At 70.0% G+C, this 22,014-nt stretch carries 20 protein-coding genes, 1 pseudogene and 1 riboswitch; of the genes and pseudogenes, 7 read left to right on the plus strand and 14 right to left on the minus strand.

Features of this window, described 5'->3' with window-relative positions; genetic code table 11:
* Window positions 1-85: 85 nt before the first annotated feature.
* Entirely contained in the window at window positions 86-1,450 is a 1,365-nt protein-coding gene (locus tag ACGFZF_RS01855; RefSeq protein ID WP_393550572.1) for an NYN domain-containing protein, read from the minus strand.
* A 34-nt stretch (window positions 1,451-1,484) separates the two neighbouring features.
* On the minus strand, window positions 1,485-1,727 hold the full coding sequence (locus ACGFZF_RS01860; protein WP_147977656.1) for a hypothetical protein: 243 nt from the start codon (window positions 1,725-1,727) through the stop codon (window positions 1,485-1,487).
* A 195-nt stretch (window positions 1,728-1,922) separates the two neighbouring features.
* Between ACGFZF_RS01860 and ACGFZF_RS01865 the strand changes: the two are divergent.
* A pseudogene (locus ACGFZF_RS01865) lies at window positions 1,923-2,706 on the plus strand (rhomboid family intramembrane serine protease).
* Window positions 2,703-2,984, plus strand: a complete 282-nt coding sequence (locus ACGFZF_RS01870) for an Lrp/AsnC family transcriptional regulator (RefSeq protein WP_147977657.1) — start codon at window positions 2,703-2,705, stop codon at window positions 2,982-2,984. The pseudogene ACGFZF_RS01865 and the gene ACGFZF_RS01870 overlap by 4 nt, the downstream one beginning before the upstream one ends.
* Before the next feature lie 62 nt (window positions 2,985-3,046).
* On the opposite strand, the gene ACGFZF_RS01875 is transcribed toward ACGFZF_RS01870, so the two are convergent.
* From ACGFZF_RS01875 to ACGFZF_RS01900, 6 genes are all read right to left on the minus strand, one after another.
* Window positions 3,047-4,477: an aminotransferase class V-fold PLP-dependent enzyme gene (locus ACGFZF_RS01875; RefSeq protein WP_393550573.1), complete on the minus strand. Its 1,431-nt coding sequence runs from the start codon at window positions 4,475-4,477 to the stop codon at window positions 3,047-3,049.
* 230 nt (window positions 4,478-4,707) lie between these two features.
* A riboswitch (SAM riboswitch) is annotated at window positions 4,708-4,824 on the minus strand.
* A 109-nt stretch (window positions 4,825-4,933) separates the two neighbouring features.
* Window positions 4,934-5,998: an anthranilate phosphoribosyltransferase gene (trpD, locus tag ACGFZF_RS01880; RefSeq protein ID WP_393550574.1), complete on the minus strand. Its 1,065-nt coding sequence runs from the start codon at window positions 5,996-5,998 to the stop codon at window positions 4,934-4,936.
* A gap of 121 nt (window positions 5,999-6,119) precedes the next feature.
* Window positions 6,120-7,745, minus strand: a complete 1,626-nt coding sequence (locus tag ACGFZF_RS01885) for a cytochrome bc complex cytochrome b subunit (RefSeq protein ID WP_393550575.1) — start codon at window positions 7,743-7,745, stop codon at window positions 6,120-6,122.
* Window positions 7,742-8,794: a Rieske 2Fe-2S domain-containing protein gene (locus tag ACGFZF_RS01890; RefSeq protein ID WP_147977659.1), complete on the minus strand. Its 1,053-nt coding sequence runs from the start codon at window positions 8,792-8,794 to the stop codon at window positions 7,742-7,744. Before ACGFZF_RS01890 ends, ACGFZF_RS01885 begins: the two co-directional genes overlap by 4 nt.
* On the minus strand, window positions 8,791-9,600 hold the full coding sequence (locus tag ACGFZF_RS01895) for a c-type cytochrome (protein ID WP_393550576.1): 810 nt from the start codon (window positions 9,598-9,600) through the stop codon (window positions 8,791-8,793). Before ACGFZF_RS01895 ends, ACGFZF_RS01890 begins: the two co-directional genes overlap by 4 nt.
* A 66-nt stretch (window positions 9,601-9,666) precedes the next feature.
* On the minus strand, window positions 9,667-10,287 hold the full coding sequence (locus tag ACGFZF_RS01900) for a heme-copper oxidase subunit III (protein WP_393550577.1): 621 nt from the start codon (window positions 10,285-10,287) through the stop codon (window positions 9,667-9,669).
* Between the two features lie 177 nt (window positions 10,288-10,464).
* Between ACGFZF_RS01900 and ACGFZF_RS01905 the strand changes: the two genes are divergently transcribed.
* Window positions 10,465-10,866, plus strand: a complete 402-nt coding sequence (locus ACGFZF_RS01905; RefSeq protein WP_356603180.1) for a hypothetical protein — start codon at window positions 10,465-10,467, stop codon at window positions 10,864-10,866.
* Window positions 10,867-10,936: 70 nt separating this feature from the next.
* Here the strand turns inward: ACGFZF_RS01905 and ACGFZF_RS01910 are convergent, their stop codons facing one another.
* The 4 genes from ACGFZF_RS01910 to coxB form a co-directional block, all read right to left on the minus strand.
* A complete protein-coding gene (locus tag ACGFZF_RS01910) occupies window positions 10,937-12,199 on the minus strand; it encodes an Ig-like domain-containing protein (protein ID WP_393550578.1) in 1,263 nt (420 codons plus the stop codon).
* Window positions 12,200-12,318: 119 nt separating this feature from the next.
* A complete protein-coding gene (locus ACGFZF_RS01915) occupies window positions 12,319-12,717 on the minus strand; it encodes a cytochrome c oxidase subunit 4 (RefSeq protein WP_393550579.1) in 399 nt (132 codons plus the stop codon).
* The gene (gene ctaD / locus ACGFZF_RS01920) at window positions 12,714-14,447 is read right to left on the minus strand and encodes a cytochrome c oxidase subunit I (protein WP_393550580.1); all 1,734 of its coding nucleotides are present in this window, start codon (window positions 14,445-14,447) and stop codon (window positions 12,714-12,716) included. Before ctaD ends, ACGFZF_RS01915 begins: the two co-directional genes overlap by 4 nt.
* Window positions 14,444-15,409 carry a cytochrome c oxidase subunit II gene (gene coxB, locus ACGFZF_RS01925; RefSeq protein ID WP_393550581.1) on the minus strand — a complete coding sequence of 322 codons (966 nt, stop codon included), beginning with the start codon at window positions 15,407-15,409 and terminating at the stop codon, window positions 14,444-14,446. The genes ctaD and coxB overlap by 4 nt, the downstream gene beginning before the upstream one ends.
* Window positions 15,410-15,695: 286 nt before the next feature.
* Here coxB and ACGFZF_RS01930 point away from each other — a divergent pair, with 286 nt between their 5' ends.
* Window positions 15,696-17,087, plus strand: a complete 1,392-nt coding sequence (locus ACGFZF_RS01930) for a cysteine desulfurase/sulfurtransferase TusA family protein (RefSeq protein WP_393550582.1) — start codon at window positions 15,696-15,698, stop codon at window positions 17,085-17,087.
* Between the two features lie 111 nt (window positions 17,088-17,198).
* On the opposite strand, the gene ACGFZF_RS01935 is transcribed toward ACGFZF_RS01930, so the two are convergent.
* The gene (locus ACGFZF_RS01935; RefSeq protein ID WP_393550583.1) at window positions 17,199-18,173 is read right to left on the minus strand and encodes a carbohydrate kinase family protein; all 975 of its coding nucleotides are present in this window, start codon (window positions 18,171-18,173) and stop codon (window positions 17,199-17,201) included.
* Between the two features lie 131 nt (window positions 18,174-18,304).
* On the opposite strand from ACGFZF_RS01935, the gene ACGFZF_RS01940 reads away from it, so the two are divergent.
* Window positions 18,305-18,511, plus strand: coding sequence for a hypothetical protein (locus ACGFZF_RS01940; RefSeq protein WP_147977668.1), 207 nt, complete (start codon window positions 18,305-18,307; stop codon window positions 18,509-18,511).
* A 68-nt stretch (window positions 18,512-18,579) separates the two neighbouring features.
* Window positions 18,580-20,022: a hypothetical protein gene (locus ACGFZF_RS01945; protein ID WP_393550584.1), complete on the plus strand. Its 1,443-nt coding sequence runs from the start codon at window positions 18,580-18,582 to the stop codon at window positions 20,020-20,022.
* 81 nt (window positions 20,023-20,103) lie between these two features.
* Here ACGFZF_RS01945 and ACGFZF_RS01950 read toward each other — a convergent pair whose 3' ends face one another.
* Window positions 20,104-20,460 carry an iron-sulfur cluster assembly accessory protein gene (locus ACGFZF_RS01950; RefSeq protein ID WP_018848827.1) on the minus strand — a complete coding sequence of 119 codons (357 nt, stop codon included), beginning with the start codon at window positions 20,458-20,460 and terminating at the stop codon, window positions 20,104-20,106.
* A gap of 291 nt (window positions 20,461-20,751) precedes the next feature.
* Here ACGFZF_RS01950 and nadA point away from each other — a divergent pair, with 291 nt between their 5' ends.
* On the plus strand, window positions 20,752-21,933 hold the full coding sequence (nadA, locus tag ACGFZF_RS01955) for a quinolinate synthase NadA (protein ID WP_356776419.1): 1,182 nt from the start codon (window positions 20,752-20,754) through the stop codon (window positions 21,931-21,933).
* Window positions 21,934-22,014 lie beyond the last annotated feature (81 nt).

Genomic DNA, 22,014 nt, shown 5'->3' on the forward strand with positions numbered 1-22,014 from the left:
ATTTACAGACACCGCACGGGCAGTAATGGCCACTTGACGGTGCGCCCTCCAGAATTCGGGCATTAGCCCCAGGACTTACGAGAAGTCACGAGACGCGCGAAAGCCGCTTCAGCAACAAGGCGGACGCGACCGGCCGGGCTCCGGACTTCGCTACTCCGTCGGCGACTTCGCGGTCGGTGGAGACCACCACGACGGGACGGCCCGGAGGCTCGGCACGCACCAGCTGGCGGATCAGCTCGTCCGCGGTGACACCCGGCTTAGAGAACAGCACCCGCACCCCGCGCGGCGGGGCGAGCAGCACCGGGGCCGCCAGCTCGGCCCCGTCGAAGACGCAGGTGATCTCGGCGCCCGAGCGGGCGGCGAGCGCGGAGAGCCCGCCGAGCAGCCGCAGCCGCTGCTTCTCCAGCGGCATGGTCGGATAGCCGGTCTTCGTGACGTTGTAGCCGTCCACGACCAGGTGCGCCTGCGGCAGTTCGAGCAGCTGGTCGAGGAGCGCCGGGTCGGTCTCCGAGAGCGCGCGGGCCGCGATGTCCTTCGGCGACATCCGGCCGGGCTCCACCGCGTCGACGGTGTCGGCGGGGTGCATGGAGGCGGGCGGCAGGGCCAGTTCACGGCGCAGCCCCTGCGCCGATTCCAGGACGGTGTCCAGCAGCAGTCGCAGGCGCATGTCCTCGACCGAGCGCCCCTCACGGGCGGCACGGCGGCTCGCCTCCAGCGCCGCCTCCACCTCGGCGAGCCGCGACTTGAGCCGGCGGCTCTCGCTCTCGGCGGCCGAGACCTGGGCTGCGGCCTCCGCCTTGACGGTGTCGATCTCGGCCTGGGCACGGCGCAGGGCGGCCTCGCCGCGCTTCACGTCGCTCTGGGCACTGCGCAGCTTGCGGTGAAGCGATTCCGCTTCCTTGCGGGTCGTCTCCAGGTCGTGGCGCAGTTGCTCGGTCTCGCTCCGGCCGCGCTCCTTGGCGTGCGCGACCTCCTCGCGCAGCCGCTCCAGCTCGCGCCGCCCGGCCTCGTCGGCCCGCTCGGCGTCCGCGCGCTGGGCCTCCTCGCCTGCGGCGGCGACCAGCTTGACCCAGCCCGCCGGGCGCAGGACGTAGGCCGCCGCGGCGACGTCGACGGGGTCGGCGGCGGCCGGCGGCGCGCCGGACTCGACCGCACCGGCAAGCTCGGGCTGGGCGTCCTTGAAACGCTCGCCGATGCGCTGCCGGAAGAGCGGGTCGCTCTCCAGGGCCGCGGCCATCGCGTTGCCGGCGAACTTGGCCCGCCGGCTCGCGGTGAAGCGCGCGTACTGCCGCAGGGGCGCGGGCAGCTCCGCGACGGTCAGCCCGCCGAAGGCGTCGGCGACCAGCGCGACGACCTTGCGCCGCACGCCGTCCGGCAGCGGCCGGTCGAGCGCCTCGGCGGCGTCGTCCGCCGCGCCGGCCGGTTCGTCACCACGCGTGGGCTGCTCCACGATCCGTCACCCCACTGTCATGCGCAGCGCTCCGTCAGGAAGCGCTGCCCGGCCTGTCCACCAGTTCGATCTGGTCCACCGCGTTGCACCAGCGACAGCGGACCGACTCGATGGTCTCACTGACCACCTCGCGCTCCTCCACCTTGGGCTCCCCGGCAAGGTCCAGATGGATGTACTCGACGACCTTGGAGGAGCGGGTCACGTCGAATCGGGTCAGATTGCCGCAGAGTGTGCAGCGCCAGCGGGTCTCGGCGGTCGGCTGGGGAATCGCCGTCATCGTGCCGTCCTCGTTTCTTGGTGCGTGATACCAGGTGCGGGAGCCGCGGTGCGCCGTCGAACTGCGGATGTAATGCCCGTACCCTACGGCCATCGGGGTACGCCCTGCTCGGGCGGAGCCCGGCGCACGGGCCGGTACCGCGCGCCCCGGCGAGGCGCTCTGTCCGCGTCGACCCCGGTACGTCATGATCTGTCCATGATCGACTGGCGGGGAGCGGCCCTCGGCGCCTGGCACGGCGCGCGGAACGGACCGACGGTGACGTACGGCCTGATCGCCCTCTGCTGCCTCGCGTTCCTGATCAGCCCGGTCTCCGGGCTGGTCCCGGCGCACGGCACGGGGGACGCGTCCCTGATCGCCCAGAGCGCGTACTTCCACCGCTGGGGAGTGGTGCCGGCGGAACTGATGGACAGCGAGCCGCGCGCCCTGCTGACCCCGCTCACCGCGCTGTTCGTCCACGGCAGCTGGCTGCATCTGCTCGGGAACATGCTGTTCCTCTACGTCTTCGGCGCGATGGCCGAGGAACGGATGGGGCCGGTGCCGTTCCTGCTCTTCTACCTCGCCTGCGGCTACCTCGCCCTGCTCGGCTACGCCGCCGCCTACGCGAGCAGCGAGCAGACCCTGGTCGGGGCGTCGGGGGCGATCTCGGGGGTGCTCGGGGCGTTCCTCTACCTCTTCCCCCGCTCCCGGGTCACCAGCCTCTTCCCCTTCCTCCTCTTCCTGCCGCTGCGGTTCCCCGCCTGGATCGTGCTGGTCTTCTGGTTCGTGCTGCAGTGGCTGGCCGCCCGGGCGGCCGGGGCGGGACCCGGGGTCGCCTATCTGGCACACGTGGTCGGCTTCGCCGTGGGCTTCCTCTACGCCTGGGGCCGGTACCGCCGGCGGGGTGGCCGCGGGGTGCTTCCCCGGCGCGACGGCGACGGAAGCCGGGCGGGCTAGAGTGAAGGCCCCAGCCGCGGCGACCGAGGGAGTAAGCCAGCCGTGATCACCGCGATCGTGCTCATCAAGACCAGCGTGGACCGCATTCCCGAGATCGCGGAGTCGATCGCCTCGCTCGACAGCGTCAGCGAGGTCTTCTCGGTCACCGGTACCTACGACCTGATCGCCATGGTGCGCGTGCCGAAGCACGACGACCTGGCGGACGTCATCCCGGGCCGCATCAGCAAGATCCCCGGCGTCGAGGCCACGGACACGCACGTCGCGTTCCGTACGTACTCCCAGCACGACCTGGAAGCGGCCTTCGCCATCGGCCTGGAGTCGTAACATCCGTCACGAGTGAAGGGGGCCTCCCGGGGGAGGCCCCCTTCACTCGTACGAGTGGGTGGTCAGCCGCGGTCCGGCACGCAGCGGCCGTCCTCGGTGCGGTACTTCCACTGCGCGCCGTCGCGGACGAGCTCCCGTACGGCGCCGACGAAACGCTCCACGTGCTCGTCCGGCGTACCGGCGCCGAAGCTGACCCGGATGGCGTTCAGCGACCGCTCGCCCGGCTCGGCCTCCGGGGCGCCGCACTCGCCGACGTCCTGCGGGTCGCTGCCCAGCAGGGTCCGCACCAGCGGGTGGGCGCAGAAGAGACCGTCGCGGACGCCGATGCCGTACTCGGCGGAGAGCGCGGCGGCGAAGTGCGAGCTGTTCCAGCCCTCCACCACGAAGGAGATGACGCCGACGCGCGGGGAGTCGTCGCCGAACAGCGAGAGCACCCTGACCTCGGGCACCTCGGCCAGGCCCGCGCGCACCGTGGCGATCAGGTGCTGCTCGCGGGCGACCAGGGAGTCGAAGCCGGCTTCGGTCAGCGCCTTGCAGGCGGAGGCGATCGAGTAGACGCCGATGACGTTCGGGGATCCGGCCTCGTGGCGGGCGGCGGTGGTGTGCCACTCGACGTCCACTCCCCCGTCGGCGCGGCGGGCGACCTTGCGGGAGGCGCCGCCGCCCGCGAGGTACGGCTCGGCCTCCTGGAGCCAGTCGGCACGTCCGGCGAGGACGCCGGAGCCGAAGGGGGCGTACAGCTTGTGGCCGGAGAAGGCCACCCAGTCGACGTCCGACTCCCGGACGGACACGGGGTGGTGGGGCGCGAGCTGGGCGGCGTCGAGGACGATGCGGGCGCCGTGGGCGTGCGCGGCGGCGGCGAGCTCCTTGACCGGCCACAGTTCGCCGGTGACGTTGGACGCGCCGGTCACGCAGACCAGCGCCGGACCGTGCGGCTCGCGGGCGGCCAGCGCCTGCTCCAGGATCTCGACGGCCTGGGCGGGCGTGCGCGGCGCGTTGAGGTAGCTGACCTGGGCGTCCTTCCAGGGCAGCAGCGAGGCGTGGTGCTCGGTCTCGAAGACGAAGACCTGGCAGTCGGCCGGAACCACGGCGGCGAGCAGGTTCAGCGAGTCGGTGGTGGAGCGGGTGAAGACGACCTGGTCGTCGGCGCGGCAGTCGAGGAACTCGGCGACGGTGACCCGGCTGTTCTCGAAGAGGTCGGTGGACAGCTGCGAGAGGTAGCCGGCGCCCCGGTGGACGCTGCCGTAGTACGGGGCGTACGCGGCGACGTCGTCCCAGACCCGCTGGAGCGCCGGGGCGCTGGCCGCGTAGTCGAGCGCGGCATAGCTGACCTCGCCGCCGGTCACCAGGGGGACGGTGACGTCCCGGCCGAGCACCGGGAGCGGGGCCGCGCAGCAGGGATCGGCGGAGTCGGCGGCGGTGACGGGCTCGCCGCCCGCGGTGGGCACGGTGGCGATGACGGAAGCGGCGGCGGCGTTCGGGCACACGGACATGGCGAAGTCTCCCTGCGGGACGGAGTGTCCCCTCGGCCGAGGAGGGGATGGTGACGTGAGAAGCCCGCAGGGCACGACGAAGAAGGGTGCCGCGTACGGGAGTTGCCTCGACAGGCGGCACGGAGGGCCGCTCGGAGGGAATGGGAAAGAAGGAGGGCCGGAGGCCCTAGCACATTCGCTTGCTCACGAGACTGCTCCCTCGAGGACCAAGGACCCCAGGGTTCCGCAGGGGTCCGCGCTTGCCGCGGACCTTGCTGTCCACGGCCTGGTCTTCACCCGGGGCACCCCGCCACGGACGGAGGGTTGCCGGACAGCAAGCCGGGGCCTGAACGCTGTCACTCATGACCTGCTCCGAAGTTATGCCACGTGATCGCTCCGGCGCAACCCGTGTCCGGATCACGGGACACGAAAGGGCCCCGCCGCAGCGGGGCCCCTCGGTCGTCCCTACGACGCTCCCTACGCGTTGCTGGCCGCGACCCAGCGCTCCAGGGCCTGCCGCGCCGCTCCGGAGTCGATCGACTCCGCCGCCTTCGCGATGCCCGACGCGAGCTGCTCCGTCAGCGTGCCTGCGCCGGGGTCGAGCGCCGTGAGGGCGGCCGCCGAGTTGAGCAGCACCGCGTCCCGTACGGGACCGGTCTCGCCGGCCAGCAGCCGGCGGGCCACGTCCGCGTTGAAGGAGGCGTCGGCGCCGCGCAGCGCCTCCACCGGCACCAGCTCGATGCCGACGTCCCGCGGGTCGAAGGCCTCCTCGCGCACCGCGCCGTCCCGGACCACCCACACCCGGGAGGTGGCCGTGGTGGTGAGCTCGTCGAGGCCGTCGTCGCCGCGGAAGACCAGGGCCGAGGAGCCGCGCTCGGCGAGTACGCCCGCCATGATCGGGGCCATCCGGGCGTCGGCCACGCCGGTGGCCTGGGACCTGACCCGGGCCGGGTTGGTGAGCGGGCCGAGGAAGTTGAAGACGGTGCGCACGCCGAGCTGGCCGCGGGCGGTGGCGACGTGACGCAGCGCCGGGTGGAACTTGACCGCGAAGCAGAAGGTGATGCCGGCCTCCTCGGCGACCTCGGCCACCCGCCGCGGGGTGAGCTCCAGGTTGACGCCGAGCTTCTCCAGGACGTCGGAGGCGCCCGAGGCCGAGGAGGCCGCCCGGTTGCCGTGCTTGACGACCTTGGCCCCGGTGCCGGCCACCACGATCGCCGACATGGTGGAGATGTTGACCGTCTTCGCGCCGTCGCCGCCGGTGCCGACGATGTCGACGGTGCGGCCGGGCACCTCGATGGTGTTGGCGTGCGCGTACATCGTGCGGACGAGGCCGGTGATCTCCTCGACGGTCTCGCCCTTGGCGCGCAGCGCGACCGCGAAGCCGGCGATCTGCACGTCGGTCGCCTCGCCGCTCATGATGCGGTCCATCGCCCAGGCCGAGTCCTCGGTGCCGAGGTCGCCGCCGTCCAGCAGGGTGTTCAGCACGGCCGGCCAGGAGCGACCCGCCGTGGTAGGTCCTCCAGCGGGGGTCACAGCGCTCATGGCAGCTCCAGGTTCGACACGTATCGGTGGTGATCCCACCCTATCGAGCCGGCGGCACGGCAAAGAGCCCCGTCCATCGAATGGACGGGGCTCCTGCCGTGGCGACCTTCAGGTCAGGTGATCAGTGGTGGCCGTGGCCGCTGGTGATCTCCTTGTACTCCTCGGCGGTGGGCTTGGCGATCTGGCTGTCCTCGCCGTAGTAGCTCCGGTTGAGCTTGATCCGGAGCCTCTCGATGGCGCCGACCTTGCGCTCCACACCGTTCTCGTCGACCAGCGGGCCGAGCTCGGCCGGCTGGTTCTGCTCGTGCGCCGTGAGGCGGTACAGCTCGCCCTGGCTGAGCGGCTGGTGGATCTCGACGAACTCACCGTGCGGCAGGCGCTTGATGATGCCGGACTCGCGTCCGTGCAGCACCTTGTCCTTGTCCCGGCGCTGGAGGCCGAGGCAGATCCGCTTGGTGACGACGAAGGCGATGACCGGTCCGACGAAGAAGAAGATCCGGACGAACCAGGTGATCGAGTTCAGCGACAGGTGGAAGTGGGTGGCCCAGAGGTCGTTTCCACCACCGATGAGCATGACCATGTACGCGGTGATCCAGGCGACGCCGAAGGCGGTGCGCGTCGGAGCGTTGCGCGGACGCTGCGCGATGTGGTGCTCGCGCTTGTCGCCCGTGATCCAGGACTCGATGAACGGGTAGACCGCGATGGCCGCCAGGACCGCCGGGAAGATCGCCAGCGGGATCATCACGCCCAGGACCAGCGTGTGGCCCCAGAGGTTGATCTCCCAGCCCGGCATGACACGGATCAGACCCTCGGCGAAGCCCATGTACCAGTCGGGCTGGGCGCCGGTGGACACCTGGTCCGGCCGGTACGGGCCGATCGCCCAGATCGGGTTGATCGAGGCGATCGCCGCGACGACCGAGATGACACCGAAGACCAGGAAGAAGAAGCCTCCGGCCTTGGCCATGTAGACCGGCAGCAGCGGCATGCCCACGACGTTCTTGTTCGTCCGGCCGGGGCCCTCGAACTGCGTGTGCTTGTGGTAGAAGACCAGGATCAGGTGGGCGACCACCAGACCCAGCATGATGCCGGGCAGCAGCAGGATGTGGGCCGAGTAGAACCGGGCCACGAAGTCGCCGCCGGGGAACTCCCCGCCGAACAGGAACATCGACAGGTACGTGCCGATGATCGGCACGGACAGGATCGCGCCCTGCATGAAGCGGACACCGGTGCCGGAGAGCAGGTCGTCCGGGAGCGAGTAGCCGGTGAAGCCGGTGAACATGCCCAGGAAGAACAGCAGGAAGCCGAACAGCCAGTTGATCTCACGCGGCTTGCGGAACGCGCCCGTGAAGAACACGCGCATCATGTGCACGAACATGCCGGCGAGGAAGATCAGCGCCGCCCAGTGGTGGATCTGCCGGATGAGCAGACCACCGCGCACATCGAAGGAGATGTGCATGGTCGAGTTGAACGCCTCGGACATCAGCTGACCCTGGAGCGGGATGTAGCTGCCGTGGTACTCCACCTCGTTCATCGACGGGTGGAAGAACATCGTCAGGTAGACGCCCGTCAGGATGATGATGATGAAGCTGTAGAGGCAGATCTCACCGAGCATGAAGGACCAGTGGTCCGGGAAGATCTTCCGCATGTTGGCCTTGGCCAGGGAGTAGATCCCGAGGCGGCCGTCGGCCCAGTCGGCGACCCGCTCACCGGCGGGGGCCTTCTTCTTGGTATCCGTCACAGTGCTCATCCGCGCTCCCAGAAGGCAGGACCGACGGGCTCGTCGAAGTCGCCGAGCGCCTCGAGGAAGCCCTTGTCGTTCACGCCGATCCGCAGCTGCGGGAGAGCGTGGCCGGCCGGGCCGAAGATGACGCGGGCGCCGTCGGACAGGTCGAAAGTGGACTGGTGGCACGGGCAGAGCACGTGGTGCGTCTGCTGCTCGTACAGGGAGATCGGGCAACCCACGTGGGTGCAGATCTTCGAGAAGGCGACGATGCCGTCGTGCGACCACTCGAGCTCGCGCTTGTCCTTGATGTCCTCCGGCTGGATCCGGACGATCATCAGGGCGGCCTTGGCGATCTCGACCTGGAAGTCGTGGTCGTGCTCCGACAGACCCTCCGGCATGGCGAAGGTCAGCGAGCCGACCGCGACGTCCTCGGGACGCAGCGGCTCGTGCGTGTTCATGTTGATCAGCTGCAGGCCCTTGGCCCACATCGTGCTGCGGAGCTTCTTCTCCGGCAGCGGACCCATGTCACGCAGCAGGACGACGCCGGAGAGCGGCACGAGCGCCAGCGCGCCGAACATCGTGTTGCGGATCAGCTTGCGCCGGCCCATGCCGGACTCGGAGGCACCGGCGGCGAAGTCGGCCATGACCTTCGCCTTGGTCTCCGTGTCGGCCTGGATGGCGTGACGGTCGTCCGCCATCTCCACGTCCGACATCAGGGTGCGGGCCCAGTGGACCGCGCCCGCGCCGATGAGGAACAGCGCGGCACCGAGGGTCAGACCCAGGGCGAAGTTGAGCGCGGACACCCGGCCGAAGGGCCAGATGTACACGATCTGATCGACCGGGAAGATCACGTAGGAGGCGATGAAGCCGATCGTGGCCAGCATCGACAACGTGAACATCAGGGCGACCGCGCGCTCGGACCGCCGGGCGGCCCGCTCGTCGATGTCCTGGATGCGGGGCTTGTGGGGCGGGAGGCCCGGGTCGGCGAACGGGTCGTCGGCGACCATCACCGCGCCGTGCGCGGTGTCCTGCGCTGCGGGCAGGTTCTCTTCTGGAATCTCTTGGCTACTCATGACTTCTTGGCCTTAGCGGTGTGGGCCGCGACCCAGACGGCAACTGCGATCAGCGCACCCAGTCCGAAGACCCACGCGAACAGACCCTCGCTGACGGGGCCGAGGCCACCCAGGCTGAGTCCGCCGGGGCTGTCGGCCTCGTCGCTGTTGACGGCCTTGACGTACGCGATGATGTCCCTCTTCTCCTTCTCCGGCATCGTGGTGTCGGGGAAGGAGGGCATGTTCTGCGGGCCGGTCTGCATGGCCTCGAACAGGTGCTTGTCGCTCACGCCTTCGAGGTTCGGGGCGTACTTGCCGTGCGTCAGCGCGCCGCCCTCACCGGTGAAGTTGTGGCACTGGGCGCAGTTGGTGCGGAACAGTTCGCCACCACGGGCGACGTCCGCGCCGTCGGGGCTGAACTGGCTTTCCTTCGGCGTGATCGGGCCGGCGCCGAGAGAGGCGATGTACGCCGCAAGCAGATCGATCTCTGCCTGCGAGTAGATGACCTTCTTCTTCGGGACCTGGGCGCCCGGCTGCTGGGCGGGCATACGGCCCGTGCCGACCTGGAAGTCCACGGCGGCCGAGCCGACGCCGACCAGCGAGGGGCCGTCAGAGGTGCCCTGACCGCCGGTTCCGTGGCAGCTGGCGCAGCCGACGGAGTAGAGCTTCTTGCCCTCCTCGATGGCGAGGGACTGGGCGGTTTCATCGGCCTTCGCCGTGCCCGCGGGCGCGAACGCGGCGTACAGCCCCCCAGTGGCCGCCAGCGCGAGAAGTAGGACGACGACCGCCGCCAGCGGATGGCGTCGTCGTGCGGAGAGCTTTTTCACGGATTACCCCGGTGTCAGGATCTTCTGCGTCGATGCTTGCTGGATGTGCTCGGGTCGGAGACCCGATTACTTGATCATGTAGATCGTGGCGAAGAGGCCGATCCAGACGACATCGACGAAGTGCCAGTAGTAGGACACGACGATGGCGGCGGTTGCCTGCTCGTGAGTGAACCTCTTGGCGGCGTACGTCCGGCCCAGGACCAGCAGGAAGGCGATCAGGCCGCCCGTCACGTGCAGGCCGTGGAAGCCGGTGGTCAGGTAGAACACCGAGCCGTACGGGTCCGACGAGAGCGAGAGGCCCTCGTGCTTGACCAGCTCGGTGTACTCGAAGACCTGGCCGCCGATGAAGATCGAACCCATCACGAACGTGATGATGAACCACGTCCGGAGCTTCTTCACATCACCCCGCTCCGCGGCGAAGACGCCGAGCTGGCAGGTGAGGGAGGAGAGCACCAGGATCGTGGTGTTGGTCGCCGAGAACGGGAAGTTCAGGGCGGAGGCCTGCTCCTCCCAGAACTCGGGTCCCGTCACCGATCGCAGGGTGAAGTACATCGCGAAGAGGGCCGCGAAGAACATCAGCTCGGAACTCAACCAAATGATGGTTCCGACGCTGGTGAGGTTCGGTCGATTGACCGACGGGTGCGCGTGCCCGGTTTCTACTGTCGTTACTGTCGCCACGACCGACATTATGTCGGTCGCTTATCCCGCCCTCACTCCGGGGGGTGCCGTTCGGAGTGTCAGGGGCCCGTGTCCAGCCCGAACGGCCCATCGAAGGGCCCTCCGATCCGGTGTCGAAGCGGTGTTGACGGGCAGTGGGACGGAGTAGCATCCGCCGCATCGGTTGATGACCTTCACGGAGGAACGATGCAGTCGAGCGCCACGGTCCTGGTCTACAGCGACGACGCGAACACCCGCGAGCAGGTACGCCTCGCGGCGGGACGCAGGCCCGCTCCCGACGTTCCCCCGGTCGAGTTCATCGAGTGCGCGACACTCCCGGCGGTGCTGAAGCACCTGGACGAGGGCGGGATCGACGTCTGCGTACTGGACGGCGAGGCCGTGCCGGCGGGCGGGATGGGCGTGTGCCGCCAGATCAAGGACGAGATCTTCCACTGCCCGCCGGTACTGCTGCTGATCGGCCGCCCGCAGGACGCCTGGCTGGCCACCTGGAGCCGCGCGGACGCCGCGGTGACCCTCCCGGTCGAACCGGTCGATTTCGCGGCCTCCCTGGCCGCCCTGCTGCGTTCCCGCCTCGCCCTGTCTCTGTAGTACGAGGCTCGGTTCGCCTCCGGGCGCCCTGTTGCGTGGGGCGCCCGGAGGCGAACCGAGCCCTGCTGGATCAGACAGACGGCCGGAGGCGGGCGGTGTCGGTGGTCACGGCGGTCGCCGTGCCGCCGGCGGCGACGCCGGTCAGGGCGCTGCCCTGACGCCACTTGTCCCAGGCCAGGTTCCAGTCGCCGAAGCCGTTCCCGAACGGGTCCATCGTGTCGCCGATGCTGTTGACGGTCTGCACGATGTCACCCGGACGGACGGTTTCGAAGAACCAGGCCGCGTTGCCCGTCGACATGCCGACGCAGCCGTGGCTGACGTTCGCGAACCCCTGCGAGCCGACGGACCAGGGTGCCGCGTGGACGTATTCACCACTCCAGGTGACCCGGGTCGCGTAGTAGACGGGCAGGTCGTACGACTCGGAGCTGCCCTCCGCGATACCGACGCTGGTGCCCCGCATCCGGACGTAGTACTCCTTGCCGAGCACGACCTTGATGCCGTTTCGGGTAGAGAAGCCCGGTTTGCCGGTGGTCACCGGCATGGTCTTGATCACTTCTCCGTTGCGCCGCACGGTCATCGAGTACGTGCCGGCGTCCGCGACCGCCTCGATCCGGTCGCCGATCGTCAGCTTCAGCGGCTTCGACGCGCCGCCGTAGAGCTTGTCGCCGACCTTCACGCCGGCGAGGTTCCCGGAGACGCTGACCGCCGCGCCGGCGGGCCAGTACTCCTTCGGACGGTAGTGCAGTTTCTTGTCGTCCACCCAGTACCAGGCGCCCTCGACGGCGGGCGTGGAGCGCACCTTCAGCGCCCGTTCGACGACGGCCCTGGCCGCCTTGTCCTTCACGGGGAGGCTGAGTTCGGCGGTGATGGGCTGGCCGACGCCGTAGGTGCCCGCCTCCGGGCCGAACGCCACGGTCAGCGCCCGCTTGGCCGCAGCCGTCTCGAACGTGTACGTACGGCTGCCGGGCGCGCCGTCGTCGTCCTCCGTGGAGACCTTGACGGTGTACCGGCCGCCGGCCGTCAGCGCGCCGGTGGAGCGCCAGCGCTGCCCGTCCGCGGTGAGTTCGCCCGCCAGGTGGTGTCCGGTCTCGTCGAGGGCCGTCACGTCGGTGATGCGGCCCTCTTCGTCCTTGACCGTGATCTCCAGCGGCTTGTCCGGGTCGGCCTTCTTGCCGTCCGCCGGGGCGTTGAAGGAGATCTGCTGCCCCGCGTCGTACGGCTTGGCCGACAGCGGATGGTCCCCGGAGGCCGAGCAGGCGCTGCCCGCGGCGGTGAACGTGAGGGCCAAAAGAGTGCAGCTCAGAACAGTCCGAATGCGCGGCGTGTCGTTCATGACATCACCGTAAGAACAATCCTCGGACCCAGCGCGTCGAGTGCTGCAAACGAGGGGCCCGGCCACTTCGGTGACGAAGTGGCCGGGCCCCTCGGGGTCCTGCGGGTGGAGCGGACGGGCTACTGGTTCTGGTTCTCACCGCGGTAGAACTCGAACACCCAGCCGAAGAGGCCGACCAGGATCAGCGGAGCCGAGAAGTACAGGATCCACCAGCCCATGGCGATGGCCAGGAACGCGAGCGCGCCACCGGCGGCGAGCGAGAGCGGCTGCCAGCTGTGGGGGGCGAAGAAGCCCACCTCACCGGCCTCGTCCGCGACGTCCGCCTCCTTGTCGTCCTGCGCCATGGCGTCCACGCGCCGGGCCGTGAAGGCCAGGTAGTAGCCGATCATGATGCAGAGGCCGAAGGCCAGGAAGAGGGCCGTGGTACCGACCGGCTCCTTCGACCACACGCCGTAGAGGATGGCCATGGCGAGCACGAAGACGCTCAGCCAGATGAACATCTTGCCCTGGATCTTCACTTGCCGGCCTCCTTCTCACCCGCGAGGGCCTTGACCGGACCGTGGTTCTCGAGCTGGTCGACGGCCGCGATCTCGGGGTGGTGCAGGTCGAACGCCGGGGATTCGGAACGGATCCGCGGGAGGGTGAGGAAGTTGTGCCGCGGCGGCGGGCAGGACGTCGCCCATTCGAGCGAACGGCCGTAGCCCCACGGGTCGTCGACCTCGATCTTCTTGCCGTACTTGGCGGTCTTCCAGACGTTGTAGAAGAACGGCAGGATCGACAGGCCCAGCAGGAAGGAGGAGATCGTCGAGATCGTGTTCAGCGCGGTGAAGCCGTCGGCGTTCAGGTAGTCCGCGTAACGACGCGGCATGCCCTCGGCACCCAGCCAGTGCTGCACCAGGAACGTGCCGTGGAAGCCGATGAACAGCGTCCAGAAGGTCATCTTGCCCAGGCGCTCGTCCAGCATCTTGCCGGTGAACTTCGGCCACCAGAAGTGGAAGCCGGCGAACATCGCGAAGACGACGGTGCCGAACACGACGTAGTGGAAGTGCGCCACCACGAAATACGAGTCCGAGACGTGGAAGTCCATCGGCGGCGAGGCCAGGATGACGCCGGTCAGACCACCGAAGGTGAAGGTGACCAGGAAGCCGATCGTCCAGAGCATCGGTGTCTCGAAGGACAACGAGCCCTTCCACATCGTTCCGATCCAGTTGAAGAACTTCACGCCGGTCGGTACGGCGATGAGGAACGTCATGAAGGAGAAGAACGGCAGTAGGACGCCGCCGGTGACGTACATGTGGTGGGCCCACACGGTCACGGACAGACCGGCGATCGCGATGGTCGCGGCCACCAGGCCGATGTAGCCGAACATCGGCTTGCGGCTGAAGACCGGGATGACCTCGGAGACGATGCCGAAGAACGGCAGGGCGATGATGTACACCTCTGGGTGTCCGAAGAACCAGAAGAGGTGTTGCCAGAGCAAGGCGCCGCCGTTGGCCGCGTCGAAGACGTGGGCACCGAACTTCCGGTCCGCCTCCAGGGCGAACAGCGCGGCCGCGAGGACCGGGAAGGCGAGCAGGACCAGGACACCGGTCAGCAGCACGTTCCAGGTGAAGATCGGCATGCGGAACATCGTCATGCCCGGAGCGCGCATGCAGATGATCGTGGTGATGAAGTTGACCGAGCCGAGGATCGTGCCGAAGCCGGAGAAGGCCAGACCCATGATCCACATGTCGGCGCCGACACCCGGCGAGCGGACGGCGTCCGACAGCGGGGAGTAGGCGAACCAGCCGAAGTCGGCCGCACCCTGCGGGGTGAGGAAGCCGGCCACCGCGATGATCGAGCCGAAGAGGTACAGCCAGTACGCGAACATGTTCAGCCGCGGGAACGCCACGTCGGGCGCGCCGATCTGCAGCGGCATGATCCAGTTCGCGAATCCGGCGAACAGCGGCGTCGCGAACATCAGCAGCATGATCGTGCCGTGCATCGTGAACGCCTGGTTGAACTGCTCGTTCGACATGATCTGCGTGCCCGGACGGGCCAGCTCGGCGCGCATGAAGAGCGCCATCAGACCGCCGATGCAGAAGAATGCGAACGACGTGACCAGGTACATCGTGCCGATGGTCTTGTGGTCCGTGGTGGTCAGCCACTTGATCACGACGTTGCCGGGCTGACTGCGCCGCACGGGCAGCTCGTTCTCGTACGAGTCCTCAGCTGCGGCGGCACCCTGGGGTTCGTTGAGGATGCTCACAGTTGGTTCTTCTCCGCATTCCTGGCCGGGTCCGTCTGCTCAATGCCCGACGGGATGTAGCCGGTCTGCCCCTTCTCCGCCAGCTCCTTCAGGTACTTCTGGTAGCTCTCCGGGGAGACCACCTTGACGTTGAAGAGCATCCGGGAGTGGTCGACACCGCACAGCTCGGCACACTTGCCCATGAAGGTGCCTTCCTGTGACGGGGTCACCTCGAAGACGTTGGTGTGACCGGGGATGACGTCCTGCTTGAACAGGAAGGGGACCACCCAGAAGGAGTGGATGACGTCACGGGAGGTCAGGACGAACCGGACCTTCTCGCCCTTGGGCAGGACCAGGGTCGGGCCCGGGTTGCCGGTCTGCGGGTTCCGGTCGCCGGGGATGCCGGCCTCGTAGACGCCACCGGCGTTCGCCGGGAAGTCGTCCTGGTACTTGTCCGGAATGGCGTCGAGGTTCGGGGCGATCTGTGCGTCACCCTTCACGCCCGGCACGTTCTCGATGTAGTTGAAGCCCCAGCTCCACTGATAGCCGACCACGTTGATCGTGTGGGCCGGCTTGTCGGCGAGTGAGAGGAGCTTCGACTCGTCGCGCGCGGTGAAGTAGAAGAGCACCGACACGATGATGAGCGGGGTGACCGTGTACAGCGCCTCGATGGGCATGTTGTACCGGGTCTGCGGAGGTACCTCCACCTTGGTGCGACTGCGCCGGTGGAAGATGACGGACCACAGGATCAGTCCCCACACCAGGACGCCCGTGACGAGCGCAGCCGCCCACGAGCCCTGCCACAGGGAGAGGATCGTAGGCGCCTCTTCCGTCACCGGGGTGGGCATTCCAAGGCGGGGGAAGTCTTCCCAGTTGTACGAGCAGCCAGTGGCTGTCGCCAGGATCAGGCCCGCAGTCAGCACCTGCGGCAGCTTCCGCCGCATCGGGCGCCGCGACGAGCGGTCGGAGCCGTTGGGACTCACGTAGCGCCTTCCCGAGAGTCTCGGCCCGCGCTGGTCCGGCTACGGCCGTCTCGCTGGTCGGTCGCCGCCCCGGCCGCGGGCAGGGGTTTGGATGTTTATGCGGACCAAACCCTACTGGACGCTATTTGGGGTCGCGCGGGGAGGGTGCCCAACGCGCCGTCCGACTCCCCGAAGGGGTGGACCCCGGCATTCCGCGGTGGGGTCCCGGGGGGCCGACCGGTGGGCGATCGGCGGCGTGTGCGGGGCATCTGACGGGGCCTTACGGAGCGCCGGTTAGCGTGGGCGGATGCCCTACTTCGACGCCGCCTCCGCCGCTCCGCTGCACCCTGTCGCCCGCCAGGCGCTGCTCGCCTCCCTGGACGAGGGCTGGGCCGACCCGGCCCGGCTGTACCGCGAGGGCCGCCGCGCGCGGCTGCTGCTGGACGCGGCGCGGGAGGCCGCGGCGGACGCGGTGGGCTGCCGCCCCGACGAGCTCGTGTTCACTCCTTCGGGGACACGCGCTGTTCACGCGGGGGTTTCCGGAGCGCTCGCGGGGCGTCGGCGTGTCGGGAACCGTCTGGTGGTCTCGGCGGTCGAGCACTCCTCCGTCCTGCACGCCGGCGAGGCGCACGCGGCGGCCGGCGGCACGATGACGGAGGTCCCGGTCGGACGGACCGGGGCGGTCCGGGTCGCGGACTTCACCGCGGCCCTGGACGACGGCACCGCGCTGGCGTGTCTGCAGTCCGCCAATCACGAGGTGGGGACGGAGCAGCCGGTGGCGGAGGTCGCCGAGGCATGCCGGGCCGCCGGGGTGCCGCTGCTGGTGGACGCCGCGCAGTCGCTCGGCTGGGGGCCGGTCGAGGGCGCCTGGTCACTGCTCGCGGCCAGTGCGCACAAGTGGGGCGGCCCGGCGGGGGTGGGGCTGCTCGCGGTGCGCAAGGGCATCCGGTTCGCGGCCCAAGGCCCGTCCGACGAGAGGGAGTCGGGGCGGGCGCCGGGCTTCGCGAACCTGCCGGCGATCGTGGCGGCGGCGGCCTCGCTGCGGGCGGTGCGGGCGGAGGCGGCGGCCGAGGCGGCGCGGCTGCGCGTCCTGGTGGACCGGATCCGCGCCCGGGTGCCGGAGCTGGTGCCGGACGTGGAGGTGGTGGGCGACCCGGTGCGCCGGCTCCCCCATCTCGTCACCTTCTCCTGCCTCTACGTCGACGGCGAGACGCTGCTGCACGAGCTGGATCGGGAGGGTTTCTCCGTTTCGTCCGGCTCGTCGTGCACCAGCTCGACCCTGACGCCCAGCCATGTCCTGCGCGCCATGGGGGTGCTCAGCGAGGGCAACGTCCGGGTGTCGCTGCCGGCGGGCACGCCGGAGGAGGACGTGGACCGCTTCCTGGAGGTGCTGCCGGGCGTGGTCGCGTCCGTACGGGAACGGCTGGGCGCGCCCCACGGCCCGGTGGCCCCGGGCGCGGCGGCGGCCCCGGCCTCCCTCGTGGTGGACGCCCTGGGCCGGAGGTGTCCGATCCCGGTCATCGAGCTGGCCAAGGTGATCGGTGACGTGCCGGTCGGCGGCACGGTCACGGTCCTCGCCGACGACGAGGCGGCGCGGCTGGACATCCCGGCCTGGTGCGAGATGCGGGGCCAGGAGTACGTGGGCGAGGAGCCCTCGGAGCGGGGCGGCACGGCGTACGTGGTGCGGCGGGTGTCCTGAGCGGCGCGTCCCGGGGCGGGCCGCCGTGGACGGCCCGGGGCCGGACGCGCCGCGGCGCCGGACGGGGTGGACCCGGCCGGCGCCGCGGGCAGGGGGCGTCGCCCCCGGGGATCAGGCCAGGTGCGCCTGGACCTCGGCGGCGGCCTCGTCGCCGTACGCCTTGGTGAAGCGCTCCATGAAGTTGGTGCGGCGCAGGGTGTACTCCTGCGTGCCGAGGGTCTCGATGACCAGCGTCGCGAGCATGCAGCCGACCTGGGCCGCGCGCTCCAGGCTGACGCCCCAGGACAGACCGGTCAGGAAGCCCGCGCGGAACGCGTCGCCGACGCCCGTCGGGTCGACCTTGGCGTCCTCCTCGGCGCAGCCGACCTCGATGACCGGCTCGCCGGCCCGCTCGATGCGCACGCCGCGCGAGCCGAGGGTGGTGACGCGGTGCCCGACGCGGCCGAGGATCTCCTCGTCGGTCCAGCCCGTCTTGGACTCGATGAGGCCCTTCTCGTACTCGTTGGAGAAGAGGTAGGTCGCCCCGTCGAGGAGGGTGCGGATCTCCCGGCCCTCCATGCGCGCGATCTGCTGCGAGAAGTCGGCGGCGAAGGGGATCTCGCGCGTCTTGCACTCCTCGGTGTGGCGCAGCATGGCCTCGGGGTCGTCCGCGCCGATCAGCACCAGGTCCAGGCCGCCCACGCGGTCGGCGACGGCCTTCAGCTCGATCAGCCGGGCCTCGCTCATCGCGCCGGTGTAGAAGGAACCGATCTGGTTGTGGTCCTTGTCCGTGGTGCACACGAAGCGGGCCGTGTGCAGGACCTCGGAGATCCGCACCGAGCCGGTGTCGACGCCGTGACGGTCGAGCCACGCGCGGTACTCGTCGAAGTCGTAACCCGCCGCGCCCACGAGGATCGGACGGCCGCCGAGCTGACCCATGCCGAAGCAGATGTTCGGGCCGACACCTCCCCGTCGGACGTCGAGGTTGTCGACCAGGAACGAGAGCGAGACCGTGTGCAACTGGTCCGCGACGAGCTGGTCCGCGAACCTGCCGGGGAAGGTCATGAGGTGGTCGGTGGCGATGGAGCCGGTGACTGCGATACGCACGGCTGGGCGCTCCTGCGGGACGGGAGAGGCTGACAGCTCACGCTACCGGGTGACGGCGCCGCTGCCGAACAGGGGAAACTACCCCAGAGTAGGTCTTTTTTCCGAAGGCGTGCCATGCATACGGTGCCCACATGTCCACGTACCCTGCTCCCCGCGAGCATCAGGAGTCCGAGTTCAGCCTGGCCCAGCTGCGCGGCGACAGCGCGCGGATGGCCCCTCACTGGGTCGTTCCCGCGCCCGACGCGCCCGCTCCGGTCTCCCCGGCACTGATCCACGGCGTCGTCGTCCCGGCCGCTTCGGCACGGCTGATCGACGCGACTTCCGAATACGGCGCCTGAGGGACGGAACCAGCCGCTCGCCCGTTCCGTCCCATCGGTGTCTTCCCACCGGGATGAAGGAGCGAGTGGTGAGCGGTACGGAGAACCGACGGCCCAGGCGTACCCCGCTGCTGGTCGCATCGGTGGCAGCGGGAGTGCTGCTGGCCGGCGGCGGTGGCGTGTACCTCGCGACCACGGCGTCCGAGGGTGGTGACGGCGGCGCGTCCGACGCCGCGCGGGGGGCGGGCTCGCCCCCGCCGCTGCGCCTGGACGCCAAGGCGTCGGGCGACGACCCCGGGCCCGGCATCGCGCCCGGCGAGCCGGACCCGAACGGCGGCGGCGCGGTCTACCAGGCCAAGGGTCCGCTCCCCCAGGGACCCTCCTCGGCCGCGGTCCACCGGCCCGAGGGCCGGGTCACCTCGGCGGAGGTGACCCGGCTGGCGAAGGCCCTCGGCATCGCGGGCACCCCGGCGCTCCAGGACGGGGTGTGGCGGATCGCCCCGGAGAAGGACGGGTCGGGGCTGCGGCTCGACGTGTCGGAGCAGGCGCCGGGCAGCTGGACGTTCGCGCGGTACGACGGCGGTCCGGTCGGCGACACGTGCCTGAAGGGGAAGGCGTGCCCGCCCCCGGGCGAGGCCCGGCCCCCGCGCGGCGGCACGCCGGTCGGCGAGGCGGCGGCGAAGGCCGCGGCGGCTCCCGTCCTGAAGGCGGTCGGGCAGGACGACGCGAAGGTGGACGCCACCCAGCTGATGGGCGGCTCGGTACGGGTGGTGAACGCCGAGCCGGTCGTGGGCGGGCTGCCGACCTACGGCTGGTCGACCGGGATCCATGTCGGTTCCGACGGGTCCCTGGTGGCGGGCAGCGGGCAGCTGAAGGCGCCCGCGAAGGACGCGGTCTATCCGGTGATGGGCGCGAAGAAGGCGCTGGAGGAGCTGAACGAGGCGTCGTCCGGCCCGGGCCGGCACGGCGTCGGCGGCTGCGCGACCGACCCGCCCGCGACGACGCGGGACGACGGCGCGACCGGCGGCCCGACCGGCACCGACCTGCCGTGCACGACGGCTCCGCGGCCGGTGCTGAAGGTGACGGGGGCCGTCTTCGGCCTGGCGTCGCAGTACGTCGACGGCACCCGGGTCCTCGTGCCGTCCTGGCTGTTCGCGGTGGAGCCGGCGGCCGGGGCCCGGCCCTACACGGTGGTGCAGACGGCGGTGGCTCCGGAGTACCTGGCGCCCCCGGCGAAGCCGTCTCCGGACGAGGGCACCGCGCCCGCCCGGCAGATCGGGTCGTACCGCGTCGACGCGGCCGGCACGAAGCTGTCGGTGACCTTCTGGGGCGGGGTGTGCAGCGAGTACACGGTGACGGCGCGGCAGAGCGCGGACAACGTCGCGGTGCGCGTGACCGAGAAGCCCATGGATCCGGGCCGGGCGTGCATCGCCATGGCCGTGGAGGTGACGAAGACGGTGGCGCTGGACCAGCCGCTGGCCGGCCGGACCGTGACCGACGCGGCGAGCGGGGAGCCCGTGCCGCGGCAGTAGCGCCCTGAGCCCGGCAGGCGGGCGTGTACGACGAAGGCGGCCCCCGGAGCACCGGGTGGCCGCCTTCGTCGTGCGTTCGGCTTAGCTGAACGAGTCGCCGCAGGCGCAGGAGCCCGTGGCGTTCGGGTTGTCGATCGTGAAGCCCTGCTTCTCGATGGTGTCGACGAAGTCGATCGAGGCGCCGCCCAGGTACGGGGCGCTCATGCGGTCGGTGACGACCTTGACACCGTCGAAGTCCTTGACGACGTCGCCGTCGAGCGAGCGCTCGTCGAAGAAGAGCTGGTAACGCAGGCCGGAGCAGCCACCGGGCTGAACGGCGACGCGCAGCGCCAGGTCGTCACGGCCTTCCTGGTCGAGCAGGGCCTTGACCTTGGCCGCGGCGGCGTCAGACAGGAGGATGCCGTCGCTGACAGTGGTCTTCTCGTCCGATACGGACATCTGCTTCTCTCCCGGGTTGTACGGAGACTGCTTGCCGACCGGTTGCAACCGGCGGGGCCGCGGATTCATTCCGGGCCGAGTGCGTGTCTTTCCCTTTCATGCTCGCACATCGCCGTCCGAACCAGCGCCGATCCGGCCCGCCCGAATTCGTCACATCGACACTATGGACATCGTCAAACTGACGTGAAGCGGTTATGATAGATAGCGTCATTTAGACGAAAAGCCTCCGGTGCATGTGCCGCACCGGCTCCACTGGAGCGGCCGAGCCGCAATGATTTTGGAAAAGAAAGGGTGCGTGACGTGACCACCGCCCAGCCCCTGGACGTCCAGCCGACCCCCCTCGCCCTCCTGCTGCTCGGCCGTGAGGCCGACCCGAAGAGCGAGCGCGGCGTGGAGTGTCCGGGCGACCTGCCGTCGCCCTCCGACCCGGACCTGGTGGAGCGCGCCCGCGCGGCCAAGGAGAAGCTCGGGGACAAGGTCTTCGTCCTCGGCCACCACTACCAGCGTGACGAGGTCATCCAGTTCGCCGACGTCACCGGCGACTCCTTCAAGCTCGCCCGCGACGCGGCCGCGCGACCGGAGGCCGAGTACATCGTCTTCTGCGGCGTGCACTTCATGGCCGAGTCGGCGGACATCCTCACGTCCGACGCCCAGAAGGTCGTGCTGCCGGACCTCGCCGCGGGCTGCTCGATGGCCGACATGGCCACCGCCGAGCAGGTCGCCGAGTGCTGGGACGTGCTGACCGAGGCCGGTGTCGCCGAACAGGTCGTGCCCGTCTCGTACATGAACTCCTCGGCCGACATCAAGGCCTTCACCGGCAAGCACGGCGGCACGATCTGCACCTCGTCGAACGCCAAGCGCGCGCTGGACTGGGCGTTCGAGCAGGGCGAGAAGGTGCTCTTCCTGCCGGACCAGCACCTGGGCCGCAACACCGCCGTGCGCGAGATGGGGATGTCCCTGGAGGACTGCGTCCTCTACAACCCGCACAAGCCGAACGGCGGCCTGACCGTCGAGGAGCTGCGCGCCGCGAAGATGATCCTGTGGCGGGGTCACTGCTCGGTGCACGGCCGCTTCTCGCTGGACTCCGTCGAGGACGTGCGCGCGCGGATCCCCGGCGTCAACGTGCTGGTGCACCCGGAGTGCAAGCACGAGGTCGTCGCCGCCGCGGACCACGTGGGCTCCACGGAGTACATCATCAAGACCCTGGAGGCGGCCCCGGCCGGCTCGAAGTGGGCGATCGGCACCGAGCTGAACCTGGTCCGCCGCGTGGCCGCCGCGCACCCGGACAAGGAGGTCGTCTTCCTCGACAAGACGGTCTGCTTCTGCTCGACGATGAACCGCATCGACCTGCCGCACCTGGTCTGGACGCTGGAGTCGCTGGCCGAGGGCAACCTGGTCAACCACATCCAGGTCGACCCGGAGACGGAGAGCTTCGCGAAGCTCGCGCTGGAGCGGATGCTCGCCCTCCCGTAGGTCCCGGCGCGGGCCGGGGGCACACGCGGAGCAGGACAGGAAGAACGCCGAAGGGCGCCCCGCACGAGGTGCGGGGCGCCC

Origin of the sequence: Streptomyces sp. NPDC048338 (genome assembly GCF_043201055.1) — a bacterium.
Taxonomy (GTDB): Bacteria; Actinomycetota; Actinomycetes; order Streptomycetales; family Streptomycetaceae; genus Streptomyces.